This is a genomic window from Erwinia persicina (assembly GCF_019844095.1).
Lineage (GTDB): Bacteria > Pseudomonadota > Gammaproteobacteria > Enterobacterales > Enterobacteriaceae > Erwinia > Erwinia persicina.
Genome location: NZ_CP082141.1, coordinates 4,060,835 through 4,078,135, shown reverse-complemented (window position 1 = coordinate 4,078,135; position 17,301 = coordinate 4,060,835). Strand labels below are relative to the sequence as shown.

17 protein-coding genes are annotated in these 17,301 nt (G+C 55.5%); 11 read left to right on the top strand and 6 right to left on the bottom strand.

The annotated features are described in order from the left end of the window. Nucleotides 1-15 precede the first annotated feature (15 nt). The 3 genes from rnr (at nucleotide 16) to K6L24_RS18900 (ending at nucleotide 5,102) form a co-directional block, all read left to right on the top strand. Nucleotides 16-2,463: a ribonuclease R gene (gene rnr, locus K6L24_RS18910; RefSeq protein ID WP_222681729.1), complete on the top strand. Its 2,448-nt coding sequence runs from the start codon at nucleotides 16-18 to the stop codon at nucleotides 2,461-2,463. A 185-nt stretch (nucleotides 2,464-2,648) separates the two neighbouring features. After that, a complete protein-coding gene (gene rlmB / locus K6L24_RS18905; RefSeq protein ID WP_062745656.1) occupies nucleotides 2,649-3,386 on the top strand; it encodes a 23S rRNA (guanosine(2251)-2'-O)-methyltransferase RlmB in 738 nt (245 codons plus the stop codon). Nucleotides 3,387-3,470: 84 nt separating this feature from the next. After that, nucleotides 3,471-5,102, top strand: a complete 1,632-nt coding sequence (locus K6L24_RS18900) for an isovaleryl-CoA dehydrogenase (protein WP_187509353.1) — start codon at nucleotides 3,471-3,473, stop codon at nucleotides 5,100-5,102. Here K6L24_RS18900 and bsmA read toward each other — a convergent pair. Both bsmA and K6L24_RS18890 read right to left on the bottom strand, forming a co-directional pair. After that, nucleotides 5,076-5,402, bottom strand: coding sequence for a biofilm peroxide resistance protein BsmA (bsmA, locus tag K6L24_RS18895; protein WP_137269171.1), 327 nt, complete (start codon nucleotides 5,400-5,402; stop codon nucleotides 5,076-5,078). The two genes, K6L24_RS18900 and bsmA, sit on opposite strands and share 27 nt — an antisense overlap. 44 nt (nucleotides 5,403-5,446) lie before the next feature. Beyond that, entirely contained in the window at nucleotides 5,447-7,384 is a 1,938-nt protein-coding gene (locus K6L24_RS18890) for a methyl-accepting chemotaxis protein (RefSeq protein WP_222681728.1), read from the bottom strand. Nucleotides 7,385-7,566: 182 nt separating this feature from the next. On the opposite strand from K6L24_RS18890, the gene yjfP reads away from it, so the two are divergent. The 5 genes from yjfP to rplI all read left to right on the top strand — a co-directional run bounded on the left by yjfP (nucleotide 7,567) and on the right by rplI (nucleotide 10,002). Further along, complete coding sequence (gene yjfP / locus K6L24_RS18885; RefSeq protein ID WP_137269168.1) at nucleotides 7,567-8,331, top strand: esterase; 765 nt, start codon at nucleotides 7,567-7,569, stop codon at nucleotides 8,329-8,331. Nucleotides 8,332-8,560: 229 nt separating this feature from the next. Then, nucleotides 8,561-8,956, top strand: a complete 396-nt coding sequence (gene rpsF, locus K6L24_RS18880) for a 30S ribosomal protein S6 (RefSeq protein WP_004160104.1) — start codon at nucleotides 8,561-8,563, stop codon at nucleotides 8,954-8,956. 5 nt (nucleotides 8,957-8,961) lie between these two features. Continuing rightward, nucleotides 8,962-9,279 carry a primosomal replication protein N gene (gene priB / locus K6L24_RS18875; protein WP_072277455.1) on the top strand — a complete coding sequence of 106 codons (318 nt, stop codon included), beginning with the start codon at nucleotides 8,962-8,964 and terminating at the stop codon, nucleotides 9,277-9,279. A gap of 4 nt (nucleotides 9,280-9,283) precedes the next feature. Next, the gene (gene rpsR, locus K6L24_RS18870; RefSeq protein ID WP_062745644.1) at nucleotides 9,284-9,511 is read left to right on the top strand and encodes a 30S ribosomal protein S18; all 228 of its coding nucleotides are present in this window, start codon (nucleotides 9,284-9,286) and stop codon (nucleotides 9,509-9,511) included. A gap of 38 nt (nucleotides 9,512-9,549) precedes the next feature. Then, a complete protein-coding gene (gene rplI, locus K6L24_RS18865) occupies nucleotides 9,550-10,002 on the top strand; it encodes a 50S ribosomal protein L9 (protein ID WP_062745643.1) in 453 nt (150 codons plus the stop codon). Between the two features lie 105 nt (nucleotides 10,003-10,107). Here the strand turns inward: rplI and K6L24_RS18860 are convergent, their stop codons facing one another. Beyond that, nucleotides 10,108-10,653 carry an OapA family protein gene (locus tag K6L24_RS18860; RefSeq protein WP_062745786.1) on the bottom strand — a complete coding sequence of 182 codons (546 nt, stop codon included), beginning with the start codon at nucleotides 10,651-10,653 and terminating at the stop codon, nucleotides 10,108-10,110. Nucleotides 10,654-10,999: 346 nt separating this feature from the next. Here K6L24_RS18860 and bamJ point away from each other — a divergent pair, with 346 nt between their 5' ends. Continuing rightward, nucleotides 11,000-11,620: a BamJ family beta-barrel-assembly machinery protein gene (bamJ, locus tag K6L24_RS18855; RefSeq protein ID WP_062745641.1), complete on the top strand. Its 621-nt coding sequence runs from the start codon at nucleotides 11,000-11,002 to the stop codon at nucleotides 11,618-11,620. 47 nt (nucleotides 11,621-11,667) lie between these two features. Here bamJ and K6L24_RS18850 read toward each other — a convergent pair whose 3' ends face one another. Then, nucleotides 11,668-13,602, bottom strand: coding sequence for a bifunctional 2',3'-cyclic-nucleotide 2'-phosphodiesterase/3'-nucleotidase (locus tag K6L24_RS18850; RefSeq protein ID WP_222681727.1), 1,935 nt, complete (start codon nucleotides 13,600-13,602; stop codon nucleotides 11,668-11,670). Between the two features lie 330 nt (nucleotides 13,603-13,932). Here K6L24_RS18850 and cysQ point away from each other — a divergent pair, with 330 nt between their 5' ends. Beyond that, complete coding sequence (gene cysQ, locus K6L24_RS18845; protein WP_062745637.1) at nucleotides 13,933-14,679, top strand: 3'(2'),5'-bisphosphate nucleotidase CysQ; 747 nt, start codon at nucleotides 13,933-13,935, stop codon at nucleotides 14,677-14,679. 65 nt (nucleotides 14,680-14,744) lie between these two features. Here the strand turns inward: cysQ and K6L24_RS18840 are convergent, their stop codons facing one another. Next, on the bottom strand, nucleotides 14,745-15,302 hold the full coding sequence (locus K6L24_RS18840) for a YtfJ family protein (protein WP_062745634.1): 558 nt from the start codon (nucleotides 15,300-15,302) through the stop codon (nucleotides 14,745-14,747). A gap of 317 nt (nucleotides 15,303-15,619) precedes the next feature. On the opposite strand from K6L24_RS18840, the gene K6L24_RS18835 reads away from it, so the two are divergent. Beyond that, entirely contained in the window at nucleotides 15,620-15,826 is a 207-nt protein-coding gene (locus K6L24_RS18835) for a DUF1107 domain-containing protein (protein ID WP_062745632.1), read from the top strand. A 63-nt stretch (nucleotides 15,827-15,889) separates the two neighbouring features. On the opposite strand, the gene paeA is transcribed toward K6L24_RS18835, so the two are convergent. Continuing rightward, nucleotides 15,890-17,218 carry a polyamine export protein PaeA gene (paeA, locus tag K6L24_RS18830; protein WP_062745630.1) on the bottom strand — a complete coding sequence of 443 codons (1,329 nt, stop codon included), beginning with the start codon at nucleotides 17,216-17,218 and terminating at the stop codon, nucleotides 15,890-15,892. Nucleotides 17,219-17,301 lie beyond the last annotated feature (83 nt).

Genomic DNA, 17,301 nt, shown 5'->3' with positions numbered 1-17,301 from the left:
AACGGAGGAACCTCGATGTCACACGATCCCTTTCAGGAACGAGAAGCTGAAAAGTACGAAAACCCTATTCCAAGCCGCGAGTTCATTCTTGCCCACCTGGATAAACGTGAAAAACCGGCCAGCCGTGAAGAGCTGGCAGAAGAACTCTCCATCAGTGGAGAAGAGCAGACTGAAGCGCTGCGTCGCCGTCTGCGCGCTATGGAGCGTGACGGGCAGTTAGTGTTCACCCGCCGTCAGTGCTATGCGCTGCCGGAGCGTCTGGACCTGCTTAAAGGCAAAGTGATCGGCCATCGCGACGGCTTTGGTTTCCTGCGCATTGAAGGCAGTAAGGACGATCTCTATCTTTCTGCTGAACAGATGAAAATGTGCATGCACGGGGACATGATCCTCGCGCAGGCAATGGGTGCCGATCGTAAAGGCCGCCGTGAAGCGCGTGTGGTGCGCGTGGTTGAGCCACGTAATGCCCAGATCGTTGGCCGCTATTTCACCGACTCAGGGGTTGGCTTTGTGGTGCCGGATGACAGCCGTTTGAGCTTTGACATCCTTATCCCGGCTGATGAGTTGATGGGCGCGCGCATGGGCTTTGTGGTGGTGGTGGAGCTGACTCAGCGTCCGACCCGCCGCAGCAAGGCCGTGGGTAAAGTCGTTGAAGTGCTGGGCGATAACATGGGGACCAGCATGGCCGTTGATATGGCGCTGCGTACGCATGATATTCCGCACGAATGGCCGGAAGCGCTGGAAAAACAGATTGCCCATCTGAGCGAAGAAGTGCCGGAAGAGGCGAAACAGGGCCGCGTCGACCTGCGCGATCTGCCGCTGGTCACCATTGATGGCGAAGATGCCCGTGACTTCGATGACGCCGTGTTCTGTGAGCGGAAACGCGGTGGCGGCTGGCGCCTGTGGGTAGCCATTGCTGACGTCAGCTATTACGTGCGCCCGGGCACGCCGCTGGATGATGAGGCGGTTAACCGTGGTACATCGGTTTACTTCCCGTCCCAGGTGATCCCAATGCTGCCGGAAGTGCTGTCTAACGGCCTGTGTTCCCTGAACCCGGAAGTTGACCGCCTGTGTATGGTGTGTGAGATGACCATCTCCTCGACCGGTAAACTGACAGGTTACAAGCACTACGAAGCGGTGATGAACTCTTTCGCGCGTCTGACTTACAACAAAGTGTGGAACATTCTGCAGGGGCATCAGGAACTGCGTCAGCAGTACGAGCCGCTGGTGAAAGATCTGGAAGAACTGCACCGCATGTATCTGGCGCTGGAAAAAGCGCGTGAGCAGCGTGGTGGTATTTCGTTTGAAACGGATGAAGCGAAGTTTATCTTCAACGCCGATCGCCGTATCGAGCGCGTGGAGCAGGTTTCCCGTAACGATGCCCACAAACTGATCGAAGAGTGCATGATCCTCGCGAACATCGCTTCAGCGCGCTACGTTGAGAAAAACAACGAACCTGCCCTGTTCCGCGACCATGACCGTCCGGGTGATGAAAGCATTAAGAGCTTCCGCTCGGTGCTGAATGAGCTGGGTCTGACCCTGCCGGGTGGCGATAAGCCGCAGCCGGTGGATTACTCTGCACTGCTGAGTCAGATTGCGGGCCGTCAGGATCACGAAATGCTGCAAACCATGCTGCTGCGCTCCATGAAGCAGGCGGTTTACGACCCGGAAAACCGGGGCCACTTCGGCCTGGCGCTGGCGTCGTACGCACACTTTACTTCGCCGATCCGTCGCTACCCCGACCTGTTATTGCATCGTGCAATTAAGTACCTGCTGGCCAAAGAGGCGGGGACGTTGCAGGGCAACACCACGCCAACCGGTGGCTACCATTATGAGATGCCGCAGATGCTGCAGCTGGGTCAGCACTGTTCCCTGACGGAACGTCGTGCGGACGAAGCCACCCGTGATGTCGCCGACTGGCTGAAGTGTGACTTCATGCAGGATCAGGTAGGCGAAACCTTTACCGGCGTGATCTCCAGCGTGACTGGCTTTGGTTTCTTCGTGCGTCTGACCGATCTGTTTATTGACGGGCTGGTACACGTGTCGACGCTGGATAATGATTACTACCGCTTTGATGCCGTGGGCCAGCGCCTGATTGGTGAATCCGGTGGCCGTACCTATCGCCTTGGTGACACGGTGGAAGTGCGGGTTGATGCGGTGCATATGGACGAGCGCAAGATTGACTTCGCGTTGATCTCAAGCAGCCGTAAGCCGCGTGGTGAAGGTAAAACAGAACGCGAACGCGAAAAGCGTGCAGCACCGAAGAACAGCGGCAGCCGCCGTCGAGCTCCGCGCAAAGGCGCCAACTTTGAGCCGGACAGTGCTTTCCGCCCGGCGAAAGCCGCTGACGGCGCGGCGCCTGCTGCAGCGAAAGAGAAAAAACCCCGCAAACCGTCGGACAAGACCCGTAAAATCGGGGCTGCCACCCGCGCGAAGCGGGCGAAAAAAACCGACGCCGCACAATAACGGCAACTGCACACTGTCGATACGGGTCGACCCGAAAAAGGGTCGACCCCTGCGGTTCAGGGCAACCTGTTTTTCGTAGGGGCTGACCTTCGGTCAGCCTGTGATATTCGTCATCATTAGCTTAGGGGCTGACCCTCTTTTTCGGGCAGCCCGCTCACTGAATATGAAAGTTGAGTAACTGAACCATGAGTGAAATTGTTTTTGGTATTCACGCCGTGCAGGCGCTGCTTGACAGCGATCCCCAGCGTTTCCAGGAAGTGTTTATCCTGAAAGGGCGTGACGATCGTCGTCTGCAAACGCTGGTCAAAGCGCTGGAAGCGCAGGGCATCGTTATTCAAGTGGCGAGCAAGCAGGTGCTGGATAGCAAATCAGAAGGTGCTGTGCATCAGGGCATTATCGCCCGGGTGAAACCGGGCCGTCAGTATCAGGAAGGCGACCTGCCGGACCTGCTGGCCAGCCTGGACAGTCCGTTCCTGCTGATTCTGGACGGCGTGACCGACCCGCACAATCTTGGTGCCTGCATGCGCAGCGCCGATGCCGCCGGGGTCCACGCGATTATTTTACCCAAAGATCGTTCAGCCCAGCTGAATGCGACGGCTAAAAAAGTGGCCAGCGGTGCGGCCGAGCATATTCCGCTGATCCGCGTCACCAACCTGGCACGCACCATGCGCGTACTGCAGGAGGCTAACGTATGGATTGTCGGCACGGCCGGTGAGGCTGACCATACTCTGTACCAGAGCAAAATGACCGGCCCGATGGCGCTGGTGATGGGTGCGGAAGGAGAGGGGATGCGTCGCCTGACCCGTGAGCACTGTGATGAGCTGATCAGCATTCCGATGGCAGGAAGCGTTTCCTCGCTTAACGTCTCGGTGGCGACCGGTGTCTGTCTGTTTGAAGCGGTGCGCCAGCGCAGCGCGAAATAAATTCTCCGGGGCGTGACCTGCGCCCCGGAATTCTCCTCCCTGCGTCCTATCCTTGCATCTGGCCCCTTAACAAAAGATGCCGCAATGGACTGGACAACCCACACCGTTTTTAATCAGCCTGCCCCTCTGGATCACAGTAATCTGTTTCTCTCTGATACCCCCCTGCGTGAAGCCGTGCTGCGTGAAGGCGCGGGATGGGATACCGCTCGTCTGGCCTCCGTCGGTCAGCAGCTGGGCAGCGCCGGTTCACTGGAACTGGGGCGGCTGGCTAACCGTCATCCGCCGGAACTGCTGCGTTACAATGCCCGTGGGCAGCGTCTCGACGATCTGCGCTTTCATCCTGCCTGGCATCTGCTGATGCAGGGGCTGTGCGCCAACCGCGTACATAACCTGCCGTGGCAGGCCGGCGCACAGGAAGGCGCGTTTGTGGCGCGAGCGGCCCGCTTTCTGCTGCACGCGCAGGTAGAAGCCGGTACCTTGTGTCCTGTGACCATGACATTCGGAGCGATCCCGTTACTACAGCAACACCTGCCAGCCCCTTTTCAGCGCTGGCTGCCTGGCCTGCTGTCAGACCGTTACGATCCGCATCAGCAGCCAGGTGAACAAAAAAGCGGCCTGCTGATAGGGATGGGCATGACCGAGAAGCAGGGCGGGACAGATGTATACAGCAATACCACACGCGCCGAACCGGTCGCATCCCGGGGAAGCGGAGAAGAGTATCGCCTCATCGGCCATAAGTGGTTTTTCTCTGTACCGCAGAGCGATGCTCATCTGGTGCTGGCGCAGGCTTCAGCAGGGCTGTCGTGCTTTTTCCTGCCGCGTCTGCTGCCGGACGGCACCCGTAATGCCGTGCAGATTGAGCGCCTGAAGGACAAACTCGGCAACTGCGCGAACGCCAGCGCAGAGGTGGAGTTCCTCAATGCCAGCGCCTGGCTTGTCGGGGAGGAAGGTGAGGGCGTGCGGCAAATCCTGAAAATGGCAGGGTATACCCGTTTTGACTGCGCGCTGGGAAGCCATGGTCTGATGCGCCGGGCCTATTCGATCGCCCTGTACCACGCGCACCAGCGTCAGGTTCAGGGAAAAAACCTGGTCGATCAGCCACTGATGCGCCAGTGGTTAGCTTCTGAAGCTCTGCGGCTGGAGGGGCAAACCGCTTTCCTGATGCACCTCGCCAGCGCCTGGTCACAGCCCGCCGATGAAGAACAACGCAGCTATTGCCGCCTGCTGACACCCGCCGCCAAATATGTCATCTGCAAACGCGGGCCGGGCATGGTGGCACAGGCGATGGAGGTGCTGGGGGGGGTGGGTTATTGCGAAGAGAGTGAGCTTCCGCGCCTCTATCGGGAGATGCCCGTGAACAGCATCTGGGAGGGGGCAGGCAACGTAATGTGCCTTGATGTTCTGCGTGTGCTGACGAAGCAGCCTGCCGCCGTTGAGGGGGTGGGACGGTTGATGGACGGCGTAAAAGGGCAGAACCGCTACGTCGATCAACGCTGGCGTCAGCTCAGAGCAGCATTGCGCAGGCCACAGGAGGCTCAGGCGCACTATCTGGTGACACAGCTCGTTAACCTGGTCATCGCAGAACAGGTGCTGCGCCATCTTGAACCCCCGTTAGCCGATGCCTGGTGCCGCCAGCAGCTGGGCCCCGACTCTGGCTTTACGCTGTCGCAAAAAGTGTGTCAGCGTCTGCTATTGCGCGCCACCGGTGCCAGTTGATGCGCCGTAGAAAATAGCGCTTGCGTACCACATGCCGGGCGCCACGGTTTCATTGACCAACAGAATTTGATAGTAACGCGCACCGGCTGCATTAGCCTTTGCTGCCAGCGCGCGTTCTGCATCATCCGGGGAGCCGCGCACAGTGACGCTGGCACTGCCCAGCCGTGGCAGATTGCTACTCTGCGCGCGGCTGATCTCTACCGCCTGCGCGGCAGGGGGCGGGGGGGGCTGCGGCGTGCTGTTCAGCACGCTACAGCCACTCAGTAACAGAACAAACAGCAAAGCAGGTATCGGACGCATAGTCATCCTCTCAAAACAAATCCCACTTTGAGTGTAAGCCAGTTTTATGACTTAACACTAAACACCTGCACTAACTCGTTAAGGTGATGTCCTTTACGACTCAGCTCCTGTGCCGTCTGCTCGGAATGCATCACCAGTTCGCTGCTCTGATGGGTAGCCTGGCCAATTTGCGCCATGGCGATATTCACGTGACCGATACCGGTCGACTGCTCATGTGAAGCCACGTTAATCTCACTCATCAGTACTTTGACCTGCTCCATGCGCCCGGTGATATTGTCCATCGCCTGTCGGGTCTGCTCAGAGAGGTCATGGCCCTGAACGACCTTACGCAGAGAGTCGGCAATCAAATGGTCGATCTCTTTGGCGGAATGCGCACTACGCTGCGCCAGCGCCCGCACTTCGGCGGCGACTACGGCGAAGCCTTTACCGTTTTCGCCGGCACGCGCCGCTTCTACTGCTGCATTCAGTGCCAGGATATTGGTCTGGAAGGCAATAGATTCAATCACCTGAGTGATGTCGGCAATCCCCTGAGAGGCCGTTTTGATATCGGACATGGTCAGCACTGACTGGCCGACAGTAGCCGAGCCGTGGCTGACGGCTGCTGCCGCTTCACCAACCAGTTGCAGCGCTTGGGTCACATTGCCGGCATTTTGTTCTACCGTGGCACCTAGTTGCTCCATACTGGCGGAGGTCTCCTCCACGCTGCTGGCCTGTCGGCTGATCTGCTCACTGATATTACTGCTACTGGAGACAATGGCTTCGGTGCCGCTGGCTATTTCATCTGCGGCATGGCGTACCTGAGCCACCACACGTTCCAGCCCGTCACCAATGCCGTTAATCGCCACAATCAACTGGCCCACTTCATCCTGGCGCCGTGTCTCCAGCGTTGCCAGCAGATTGCCCGCCGCATACTGCTGTGCCAGCGTAATCACCTGCTGCAGGGGCTGACTCAGCCAGATACGCGTGATCCAGATAAACATGATGGCGAACACCGCGACCAGCGCCGCACCAATCAGCAGGAACAGATTACGCGTCTGCTGAACCGGGGCCAGCAGACTGGCTTTATCGACGTCGCCGACGACCACCCAGTTCCATTCCGGCAGGTACTGCCAGACGAGAATTTTCTCCGTGCCTTTGTCGTCAGTCACCTCCAGCTTGCCCTGGGGCTGCGTCAGGAGCTGCTGTTGTACCGCCTGTGGCAGCTCGGGGAGTTTCCCCTCCAGAGTGCGGTGAAACAGATAGTGGCCGTGCTGCTTGCCTGCTGTGCGGTTCAGCACGTAGAAATTGCCACTGTCGCCGAGATGCTTCGCCAGCACTTTTTCACGGATCACGGCATACTGTTTACTGATGTCCACTCCAACAAACAGAATGGCAATCACCCGGCCTGTCTCATCACGCACCGGCTGATACTGGGTGATGTAGCGTTTGCCAAACAGCAGGGCGACACCGCGATAAATGTCACCTTTCTGAATGGGCTGCCAGGCGGGGCTGTTAGGGTCAAGCTGGGTGCCGATGGCCCGTTCGCCATCCTCTTTTCGGAGTGAGGTGGAAACACGGATAAATTTATCGCCCTGAGTGCGAACAAAAATAGTGGCAATGGCGCCGGTGCGATCTTTAAAATCATCAACCAGTACCTGGTCGAGGTTCAGCGTACGCAGTCCGGCGCGCAGCGTTGGGGTCTGCTGGTCACCCACGGTGATCTGCTGGGACTCATCCAGAGAGAAGCGTTTCGGTAAAAAACTCTGGAATAAGGCCGTGTAGTTGCTGACTTCTTCGCTGAGAGTGGTGTTAAACATACTGGCCATATCGCCAATGCCGTTCACCTGGTTTTCCATATCCGCCTGCGTCAGCGTATGGACCTGTTTTGCTGCATTGTGGCTCAGTGTCAGGGTTAAAATGATAAACAGTACCGCGACGCTCACCGAGGTCAGTACCGAAAGTTTTACGCCCAGACTCCATGTCTTGAGAGAGAGACGTTTCATGGTTATGCCTTTATTCGTTAGGTTCTGGTATGGGTTAACGGCAGGATAATGGGAAAATTTACCCCATAAACTAAGGGGGTAAACTGACAGGATCGTGAACGCCTGCATCCGAGGCGGTCTTCACCGGCTAAACCGTCGCTCGTCATAACGCGTGCGCCCACTGACAATGGCAGGAAGAGGGAATGATTGAAGTAAACACAGAATGTTTCGCCGGTATTGAATGCTTACATGCGTTCCCGGCGGGACAGCGGGACACCCCGTTACCCACCGTGCTGTTCTGGCATGGTTATACCTCTTCAAAAGAGGTTTACGCGTATTTTGCTGTCGCGCTGGCACAGGCTGGATTTCGGGCCATACTGCCCGACGCCGCTATGCACGGTGCACGGTATGACGGTGATGCCGAACGGCGGTCAACCCATTTCTGGGAGATCCTGCGCAGTAATATCGATGAACTTCCGGCGCTTGAACAGGCGCTGCGTCAACAGCAGTGGGTGGACGGTTCGCGGCTGGCGGTGGCCGGGGCATCCATGGGGGGGATGACGGCGCTGGGTGCGCTGGCGCGTTATCCTCAGTTGCACAGTGCAGCCTGCATGATGGGGTCCGGCTATTTCAGTCAGCTGGCGCAGACACTGTTTCCACCATTGGTCGCAAAGACACCCGATGAGCATCACGCGCTGGCTGCCCGGCTGGCACCGCTGGATGAGTACGAAGTCAGCCATCAGTTAGAAAAGCTCGCCAGCCGGCCGCTGCTGGTGTGGCACGGCGAGGCCGATGAGGTGGTGCCGGCGGCAGAAAGCGTGCGGCTGGAAAAAGCACTGCGTGACAGCGGGCAAAACCGCAATCTGACGTTTCTGACCGAGAAAGGCATCGGGCACCGTATCACCCCCCCGGCATTAACGGCGATGACGACGTTTTTTAAACAGCATTTGTCATCGGTGGGAAGATGATCGGCCCGGAAGGTCGGCCATTTTTCGTGCTGCCTGAAATAGTGGGTTAAATACCGATCTTTACCTTGTGTTCGTCACCCCTCGCAAGTATGATTACGCGTCAATTTTTCAGCCGCATTCTCAGGTTGTGACCCGATAGTTGTCAGGTCACGGCTTATAACGTTCCTTGCTTCCATGGGCCGCGGTTGACCCCGACAGGAGGCTGAATAATCCGTAAGGAGCAAATTCGATGCGTCATTACGAAATCGTATTTATGGTTCACCCTGACCAGAGCGAACAGGTTCCTGGCATGATCGAGCGCTACTCTGCGACCATCACTGGTGCAGAAGGTACGATCCACCGCCTGGAAGACTGGGGCCGCCGTCAGCTGGCTTACCCGATCAATAAACTGCACAAAGCCCACTACGTTCTGCTGAACGTTGAAGCTCCGCAGGAAGCGATCGATGAGCTGGAAACTAACTTCCGCTTCAACGACGCCGTTATCCGCAGCATGGTTATGCGCGTTAAGCACGCGGTAACTGAAGCATCTCCGATGGTTAAAGCGAAAGACGAGCGCCGTGAGCGTCGTGAAGATTTTGCTAACGAAACCTCTGATGATGCAGATGCTGGGGATTCTGAAGAGTAATTTCCGTGACGGCTAACCGACTGACGCTGTCTGGCACTGTGTGCAAGGCACCAACGCGAAAAGTCAGCCCGTCAGGAATTCCACACTGCCAGTTCGTGCTTGAGCATCGTTCAGAGCAGGTGGAAGCCGGTTTTAACCGGCAAGCCTGGTGTCGAATGCCGGTGATTATCAGCGGCAAAGCTCATCAGGCCATTACTCAAAGTATAACGGTCGGCACGCAGCTTACTGTTCAGGGTTTTATTTGCAGCCATCAAGGGCGCAACGGTCTGAACAAACTCGTACTGCATGCCGAGCAGATTGAATTGATAGATTCTGGAGACTAGCCAAATGGCACGTTATTTCCGTCGTCGCAAGTTCTGCCGTTTCACAGCGGAAGGCGTTCAAGAGATCGATTATAAAGATATCGCAACGCTGAAAAATTATGTCACTGAAAGCGGTAAGATCGTACCGAGCCGTATCACCGGTACTCGCGCAAAATACCAGCGTCAGCTGGCTCGTGCTATCAAGCGCGCGCGTTACCTGTCCCTGCTGCCGTACACTGATCGTCATCAGTAACGGCAACTGTCCATTAACGACTTTAAGAGGATAAGGTAATGCAAGTTATTCTGCTTGATAAAGTAGCAAACCTGGGCAGCCTGGGTGATCAGGTCAACGTTAAAGCGGGCTACGCTCGTAACTTCCTGGTACCACAGGGCAAAGCTGTTCCTGCTACCAAGAAAAACGTTGAATTCTTCGAAGCGCGCCGTGCAGAACTGGAAGCCAAACTGGCTGACGTTCTGTCTGCAGCTAATGCACGTGCTGAGAAAATCAATGCACTGGGCACCGTTACCATCGCGTCTAAATCAGGCGACGAAGGTAAACTGTTCGGTTCCATCGGTACCCGCGACATCGCTGATGCAGTTACTGCAGCTGGCGTTGAAGTGTCTAAGAGCGAAGTTCGTCTGCCGAACGGCGTTCTGCGTACTACCGGTGAGCACGAAGTGGACTTCCAGGTTCACAGCGAAGTCTTCGCTAAACTGACTGTAAACATCGTTCCTGAAGCTTAATCGCCTCGGTATCGCATGAAAGAACGCCGCCCCTCGGGGCGGCGTTTTTGTTTGTTGCCTGCAATGTGGCTGCTTTATTAGCCAGCCGATTTTGGGGATTGTTTCCTACTGCGCTTTTAAGAACGTCCCGTCGGGCTGTCGGGTAAACAGAATCTCTCCGTTCGTCCCCTCCAGTGTTAATCCGGTCACGACGCCCTGGGCATTCTGACGTATCTTCACCCCCTGTCCCGCATGTAGGGAACTGAGCGGCTTGTCGTCACCTTCCACCTGCGCCATAGCAAACACATCATTCACCGGCAGATTATTATCGCGGAACAGCTGTGCCAGTGTCTGTCCGGAGGCAATGGTGAAATCACGCCACTCGCCCTGAGCGTCCGGCTGCGGTGTTGTCACGGCAGGAGCGGGAGTGGGAGCAGGGGTGTCCGTTATTTCTGCCTGTAGCGGCACGTCAGTACCCGATCCGCTTTGAATCGGGGTTACCGGGGCCACGCTGCGCTGGGGAGCGGGCCACAGGAAGGCCAGCAAAATCACCAGCACAGCTGCAATAATCCCGCGTCGGTGGCGCGCGGGAAGCGGGTCCATCCAGCGAACCTCATCTGGCAGATGCCAGAGGCGGCTGAACCACGGCGATAAGCGTGATGCATTTGGCATGGTTTCTTCCTCCTGGCGCGACACTCGCGCGAACGGTGAGCTTTTCATTATCCACTGTTTCATTCTGGCAATAAAAAGCGGCTTCTTCCTGCGCCTGCGGGCAGTCTGGCCCATTTAAACCTCTGAATACATATTGCTGAACCAATACGAACTATCAGCGGGGGATCTCGTGAAACCCGAGTGATAGCCAGTACAGGCTTAAGCACCCTGCAGGGTGCGGAATAGTGAGTAGCGTTATTGTTTCTGTTTCCTGCCGAAAAGTCACCAGTGGAAGATGGGATTTTACGCCCGTTGTCTGCGCTGTTATGCTTCGTCTTCGGTTTTATCAATGATGAAAGGAAAATCCATGACAACCCCTTCTTTTGACAGCGTTGAAGCGCAAGCAAGTTACGGTATCGGTTTACAGGTCGGTCAACAGTTACAGGAGTCTGGCTTGCAGGGTCTGCTGCCGGAAGCACTGCTGGCAGGTCTGCGCGATGCGCTGGAAGGGAATGCCCCATCCGTTCCTGTTGATGTCGTTCATCGCGCCCTGCGTGAAGTGCACGAGCGTGCTGAAGCGGTCCGTCAGGAACGTCAGAAGGCCATGGCAGTGGAAGGTCAGAAGTTCCTGGAAGATAACGCACAGCGTGAAGGCGTCAGCAGCACTGAGAGCGGTCTGCAGTTCAGCGTGCTGGCACAGGGGGAGGGCGCTATCCCATCCCGTCAGGATCGCGTACGTGTCCACTATACCGGTAAATTGATCGACGGCAGCGTGTTCGACAGCTCCGTACAGCGCGGTGAGCCGGCTGAGTTCCCGGTCAGCGGTGTTATCCCTGGCTGGATTGAAGCCCTGACGCTGATGCCGGTGGGTTCCAAATGGGAACTGGTGATCCCTCACAATCTGGCTTACGGCGAGCGTGGTGCCGGCGCATCCATCCCGCCTTTCAGCACCCTGGTGTTTGAAGTGGAACTGCTGGAAATCCTGTAATACCCTGCACACGCCCGGCGCTTAATGCGACCGGGCGTCTGTCACCGTTACGGTTTCAACTGATAGACAGCAAACCCAATCTCATCCGTTCCCACCTGCTTCATCGGATATTGTCCATGGCTGCGAATAAATGCAGCGGCTTTCTCTCCTGGTGCGGTTTCAAAACGAATATCCAGCGGCGTGCTGCTGTGAATCGGTGCCAGCCGCCAGTTATTATCTGCCTGCGGTTTCACCTCGCCTTGTGCCTTTGTCTGCGCGCCGATATAAGCGGCCAGCACCGAACGGTTTTCATCCGGTGAAGCAAAGGCTATCTGCTTATCCCCGGTGCCGGCGAATTTTCCACCATAGGCACGATAATTATTGGTCGCGACCAGGAAGGTTGCTTTCGGATCAATCGGTTTACCGTTAAAGGTCAGGTGGCGGATGCGCGAGGCCTTTTCATTGATCAGACCGCACTCTGCATCGTAGCGCGCAGGCTGTGTCACATCGATCTGATAGTTCACGCCATCAATGACATCGAAGTTATAGGTACGGAAATTCCAGTTAATCAGCGACTGCGGTTTACTGCTTTGGACATCAATCTGATTAAACTGCCCGGCGGAACACTCCAGCCACTGTTTAACCTGTTCACCGCTGGCTTTGACCACCACCAGCGTATTGGGATAGAGATAAAGATCGGCCGCATTGCGGAAGGTCAGCTGTCCTTTATCCACTTCAACATAGCTTGCCGGATCGTTTTTACGGCCACCGGCTTTAAACGGGGCAGCGGCTGCCAGCACCGGCAGGTGAGCAAGGTCCGGGTCGCCCTGAATAAAGTGTTCGGTATAAGCTCGCTGGGCATTATTGACGATTTGTACGGTCGGATCGTCCTGCACCAGCGACAGATAGCTGGCCATCACATCTGCCGATTTCCCGATCGGCTGGCTGACAAACTCACGTGTAGCAGCATGATCGTCCGCCAGCACCTTCACCAGGGCGGGATCTTCAGCTGCCAGCGACTTTTTGCCCGCCTTATCATACACCGGGCGGGCTTCAGCCCGGGCGCTGCTCACCTGCCAGCCTCCGCGGTCATTGTTCAGCACCAGATCAATCACCCCGAGATGATCGCCCCACATGCCCGGCATGACCGCCGGAATACCATTCAGCGTACCCTGCTGAATATCAGCCCCCTTGATGTCAGCAAAATCGGCACTGGGGAAGACCGCATGAGCATGGCCGAACATAATCGCATCAATGCCCGGCACCTGGCTTAAGTAATACACGGAGTTCTCGGCCATCGCGTGGTAAGGCTCACTGGAGAGCCCGGAGTGTGGAATGGCCACAATCAGGTCGGCTCCCTCTTTTCGCATCTGAGGAACCCACTTTTTCGCGGTGGCGGTAATATCGTCAACGGTCACTTTGCCGGTCAGATTGGTTTTATCCCAGGTCATAATCTGCGGTGGGACAAAGCCGATGTAGCCGACTTTCAGCGTATGGGATTTCCCTTCGCGATCGCGTACTTCAACGGGTTTGATCAAATAGGGCGTAAACAGCGGTTTACCGGTTTTAACGTCGATAACATTGGCATTGATATAGGGAAAACGCGCGCCGTGAATCGCCTTTTTCAGATAGTCGAGGCCGTAGTTGAACTCGTGATTACCCAGGTTGCCCACGCTGTAGTCCAGGGTATTCATCGCTTTATAAACCGGATGAATGTCGCCTTCCTGCAGACCTTTTGCCGCCATATAGTCACCGAGCGGGCTGCCCTGAATCACATCCCCGTTGTCGACCAGTACGCTGTTCGTCACCTGCTGACGGGCGCTGGCGATTAGCGAAGCAGTACGCACCAGGCCGTACTTCTCGGTGGGCTGATCTTTGTAGTAATCGAAATCCATCATATTACTGTGCAGATCGGTGGTTTCCAGCAGGCGGAAATCCACCGTGGCGGCGGCCAGTGAATGGCTGACCAGTAGCGCGGTCAGCGTAAGGCAAGATTTGAACATGCATACTCCCTTTATGTTCCGGTTTAAACTTTCGTCACCATCTCAGAATAGTGTGAAATTGTGTCGTGCCATTACAGGAAATTGTGATGCAAGTCGCGGATTTAACCCACTCCGTCGCCAGTTTGACTCACCGCGTTAAGAGGGGATGGAAAAAAAGCAGAAAATAACAGGAAACCGTGTTCCCGGGTAGAAGGTACGTTATCCTGTTGAAAACAAATGGCTAACCCCAGGGGTGACCTGCGGTTAAACGCCCTGCGGAGCAAACTGCTATCCTTTTAACAGGATTGGCTCAGGCGGCCGTGGTAACGGCAGGCGATCAGGAGGTGGAGAGTGTTAGAACAAATTTGCCAGATGGCACGTGAAGCAGGCGACGCGATTATGCGGGTGTATGACGGGCAGGCTCCACTGGATGTGGTGCGCAAAGCGGATGATTCACCGGTGACGGCGGCGGATATTGCTGCGCATAAAGTGATTGTTGCCGGATTATCGGCGCTCACTCCCGAAATCCCGATTTTGTCAGAAGAAGATCCTGCTGGCTGGGACGTGCGTCAGCACTGGCAGCAATACTGGCTTGTCGATCCGCTGGATGGCACCAAAGAGTTTATTAAACGTAATGGTGAATTCACTGTGAACATTGCGCTGATCCAGCAGGGCAAACCGGTGCTGGGCGTGGTCTATGCGCCGGTACTGGAAGTGATGTACTCTGCTGCCGATGGCAAAGCCTGGAAAGAAGAAGGCGGCCATAAAGAGCAGATTAAAATACAGGATGCGCGTCCACCGCTGGTGGTGATCAGCCGTTCTCATGCCAGTTCTGATGAGGAACTGAAAGAGTACCTGGCGCAGATGGGGGAGCATCAGACCACTGCGATTGGTTCATCGCTAAAGTTCTGCCTGGTGGCAGAAGGCAAAGCACAGCTCTATCCACGCTTCGGACCGACCAATATCTGGGACACCGGCGCTGGTCATGCGGTAGCGCTGGCAGCGGGTGCTCATGTCACAGACTGGCAGGGGAAAACGCTGGATTACACGCCCCGCGAATCCTTCCTTAATCCGGGGTTCCGCGTGTCAATTTTTTGACCCGTGCACCACACCTGAGTACCGAAAAATCAATCGGTACTCAGGTGCTATCTGTGATGGCGATATCAAGCCAGCAAGGCTTTCAACAGTGCCCTCACTTTTTTCACTTCATCCTGTGTCAGTGCACCTTCTTTGACAAAGCGCACCCGCCCCTCTTTATCCAGCACAATAATCGCCGAACCGCCGCTTGCCAGTTTCCAGGCGTGATGTACTGCCCCGTTGCTGTCGACGATGAACTGCGACCACGGGAACTGCTGCTTATTCGTTTCGATACTGCTGCGCACAAACATGCCGGTGCCGGGGATGGCGTCGTCAGTATTAACGATAGTGGTCGTCTGGTAACGGTCATGGGGGAATTTCTCGGCCTTGATCACTTCGATTAGTGCGGCGTTTTGCTCTTTAGCCGAAGAGCGGCCAGCAATATGCTGGATAACCCGCACTTTTCCTACCAACTGGGCGCTGTTCCAGTTCCTGTAGCTAAACTGATCCTGCTGATAGAACAGCTCCCCCTTATCGGCAACGCCGACTGGCGGAACGCGCTGATCGGCCTTGATGTTATGGGCGGCGACAGCAAAAGGTAGCAACAGAGAGAGAGTGAGCGCGAAATTACGAACGGTAGTCATGATTGCTCCAGCACATTGAGTGGTCAGATCAGTTAGTCATACTACTGAAATAATATGTGCGGATGATGCTGCTGTCTCATCGAGATAACATCTTTGCAACACATCGCACAATTCACCACTAATTGAAGGTTTATACTGTGTGTGTACGGTCAGGTAACAGAGAGTTCTGTCATGATCTGTAAACACAGTAAAAAAATTCAATTTTAGGAACATTGGAAGCAAACGATGTTCTATAGTTATGGCACTTTGCGTTTCACCGGTTCGTGTCCGGCTTGGCCACGACGAGGCGTAGTTAATGTTTCAGGAGTCGATTCAGAATGAAAATCTTCCAAAAATATAACCCGTTACAGGTTGCGAAATACGTTAAGACGTTGTTTCGTGGGAGGTTGTATATCAAGGATGTCGGCGCGTTTGAATTTGATAAGGGCAAGATCCTCATCCCGCGCGTCAAAGATAAGCAGCACTACAGTGTGATGTCGGAAGTAAACCGGCAGGTTCTGCGGTTACAGACCGAATTTAACTGAAAAAAAAGGCGCTTTTAGCGCCTTTTTTGTGGGTGAGATCAGCCAGCCGGAACGCCAGTGACCTTACGCTTGCTCTTCAGGATCTTTCGGCAATGCCGGCACGGTGGGCCGCGCATCAATGCGTGTGACCAGCAACTGGTCAATGCGGTAACTGTCGATATCCACCACCTCAAACTTGAAACCGTGGAATTTCACGAAGTCGGTACGCTTGGGGATTTTACGCAGCATAAACATCATAAAGCCGCCTATCGTTTCGTAGTTACCGGACTGCGGGAATTCATCAATATGCAGGACGCGCATCACATCATCAATCGGTGTACCGCCCTCCACCAGCCATGAGTTTTCATCACGAGCAACAATCTGCTCTTCCATCCCCTGACCGACCAGGTCGCCCATCAGTGTCGTCATGACGTCATTGAGGGTGATGATACCGACCACCAGCGCATACTCGTTCATGATCACCGCGAAGTCTTCCCCGGCCGCTTTAAAGCTTTCCAGCGCTTCTGACAGTGTCAGCGTATCGGGAACAATCAGCGCTGAACGGATTTGCAAACCGCTATTCAACGTCATGCTCTGGTTACCCAGCACGCGCAGCAGCAACTCTTTGGAGTCGACGTAACCCACGATATGGTCAATATCTTCATTACAGACCAGGAACTTCGAATGAGGATGGCGGGCAATTTTTTCTTTCAGGCTGCTCTCATCTTCGTGCAGATCAAACCACACCACGTTTTCACGCGAGGTCATGGAAGAAGGCACGGTACGCGACTCCAGCTCGAAGACGTTCTCAATCAGCTCATGTTCCTGCTTACGTAACACGCCGGCCAGCGCTCCGGCCTCTACCACGGCGTAAATGTCGTCAGAGGTGATATCGTCTTTACGCACCAGCGGAATTTTAAACAGGCGGAAAATGATATTGGCGCCGCCGTTAAAGAACCACACCAGCGGACGGAACATAAACAGGCAAAAACGCATCGGGTTGATGATTTTCAGCGCCACGGTTTCCGGCGCGATCATTCCCAGACGTTTAGGGAATAGGTCGGCGAACAGGATAAACAGGCTGGTGACGACGGTGAAGGAACAGATAAAGCTGATCCGCTCGGCCATTTCTGCATCGACCACACGTTCAAACAGCGAACGGAACGCCGGCGAGAATGCGGCATCACCGACGATGCCACCGAGGATAGCCACGGCGTTAAGACCGATCTGTACCACGGTAAAGAACATGCCAGGCGTTTCCTGCATCTTCATGACGTGCTGCGCGTTAATGTTGCCTTCGTCGGCCAGAAGCTTAAGTTTGATTTTGCGGGCGGCCGCCAGCGAGATTTCTGAAAGCGAAAAAAATGAGCTGATGGCAATCAGCAGTACGATGACAAGGAAGCTGTCTAACATAAAACATCCATTATTTGGCTCGGCTCAGCGGGCAATCAGCAAAGCAATCGCGCGAAAAGAGGGGGCCGGGTTAATCACTTGTC

Excerpts from the sequence above, each read along its gene's own strand:
- rnr (WP_222681729.1), top strand. The coding sequence starts at position 16 with ATGTCACACGATCCCTTTCAGGAACGAGAAGCTGAAAAGTACGAAAAC.
- rlmB (WP_062745656.1), top strand. The coding sequence starts at position 2,649 with ATGAGTGAAATTGTTTTTGGTATTCACGCCGTGCAGGCGCTGCTTGAC.
- K6L24_RS18900 (WP_187509353.1), top strand. The coding sequence starts at position 3,471 with ATGGACTGGACAACCCACACCGTTTTTAATCAGCCTGCCCCTCTGGAT.
- bsmA (WP_137269171.1), bottom strand. The coding sequence starts at position 5,402 with ATGCGTCCGATACCTGCTTTGCTGTTTGTTCTGTTACTGAGTGGCTGT.
- K6L24_RS18890 (WP_222681728.1), bottom strand. The coding sequence starts at position 7,384 with ATGAAACGTCTCTCTCTCAAGACATGGAGTCTGGGCGTAAAACTTTCG.
- yjfP (WP_137269168.1), top strand. The coding sequence starts at position 7,567 with ATGATTGAAGTAAACACAGAATGTTTCGCCGGTATTGAATGCTTACAT.
- rpsF (WP_004160104.1), top strand. The coding sequence starts at position 8,561 with ATGCGTCATTACGAAATCGTATTTATGGTTCACCCTGACCAGAGCGAA.
- rpsR (WP_062745644.1), top strand. The coding sequence starts at position 9,284 with ATGGCACGTTATTTCCGTCGTCGCAAGTTCTGCCGTTTCACAGCGGAA.
- rplI (WP_062745643.1), top strand. The coding sequence starts at position 9,550 with ATGCAAGTTATTCTGCTTGATAAAGTAGCAAACCTGGGCAGCCTGGGT.
- K6L24_RS18860 (WP_062745786.1), bottom strand. The coding sequence starts at position 10,653 with ATGCCAAATGCATCACGCTTATCGCCGTGGTTCAGCCGCCTCTGGCAT.
- bamJ (WP_062745641.1), top strand. The coding sequence starts at position 11,000 with ATGACAACCCCTTCTTTTGACAGCGTTGAAGCGCAAGCAAGTTACGGT.
- K6L24_RS18850 (WP_222681727.1), bottom strand. The coding sequence starts at position 13,602 with ATGTTCAAATCTTGCCTTACGCTGACCGCGCTACTGGTCAGCCATTCA.
- K6L24_RS18840 (WP_062745634.1), bottom strand. The coding sequence starts at position 15,302 with ATGACTACCGTTCGTAATTTCGCGCTCACTCTCTCTCTGTTGCTACCT.
- K6L24_RS18835 (WP_062745632.1), top strand. The coding sequence starts at position 15,620 with ATGAAAATCTTCCAAAAATATAACCCGTTACAGGTTGCGAAATACGTT.
- paeA (WP_062745630.1), bottom strand. The coding sequence starts at position 17,218 with ATGTTAGACAGCTTCCTTGTCATCGTACTGCTGATTGCCATCAGCTCA.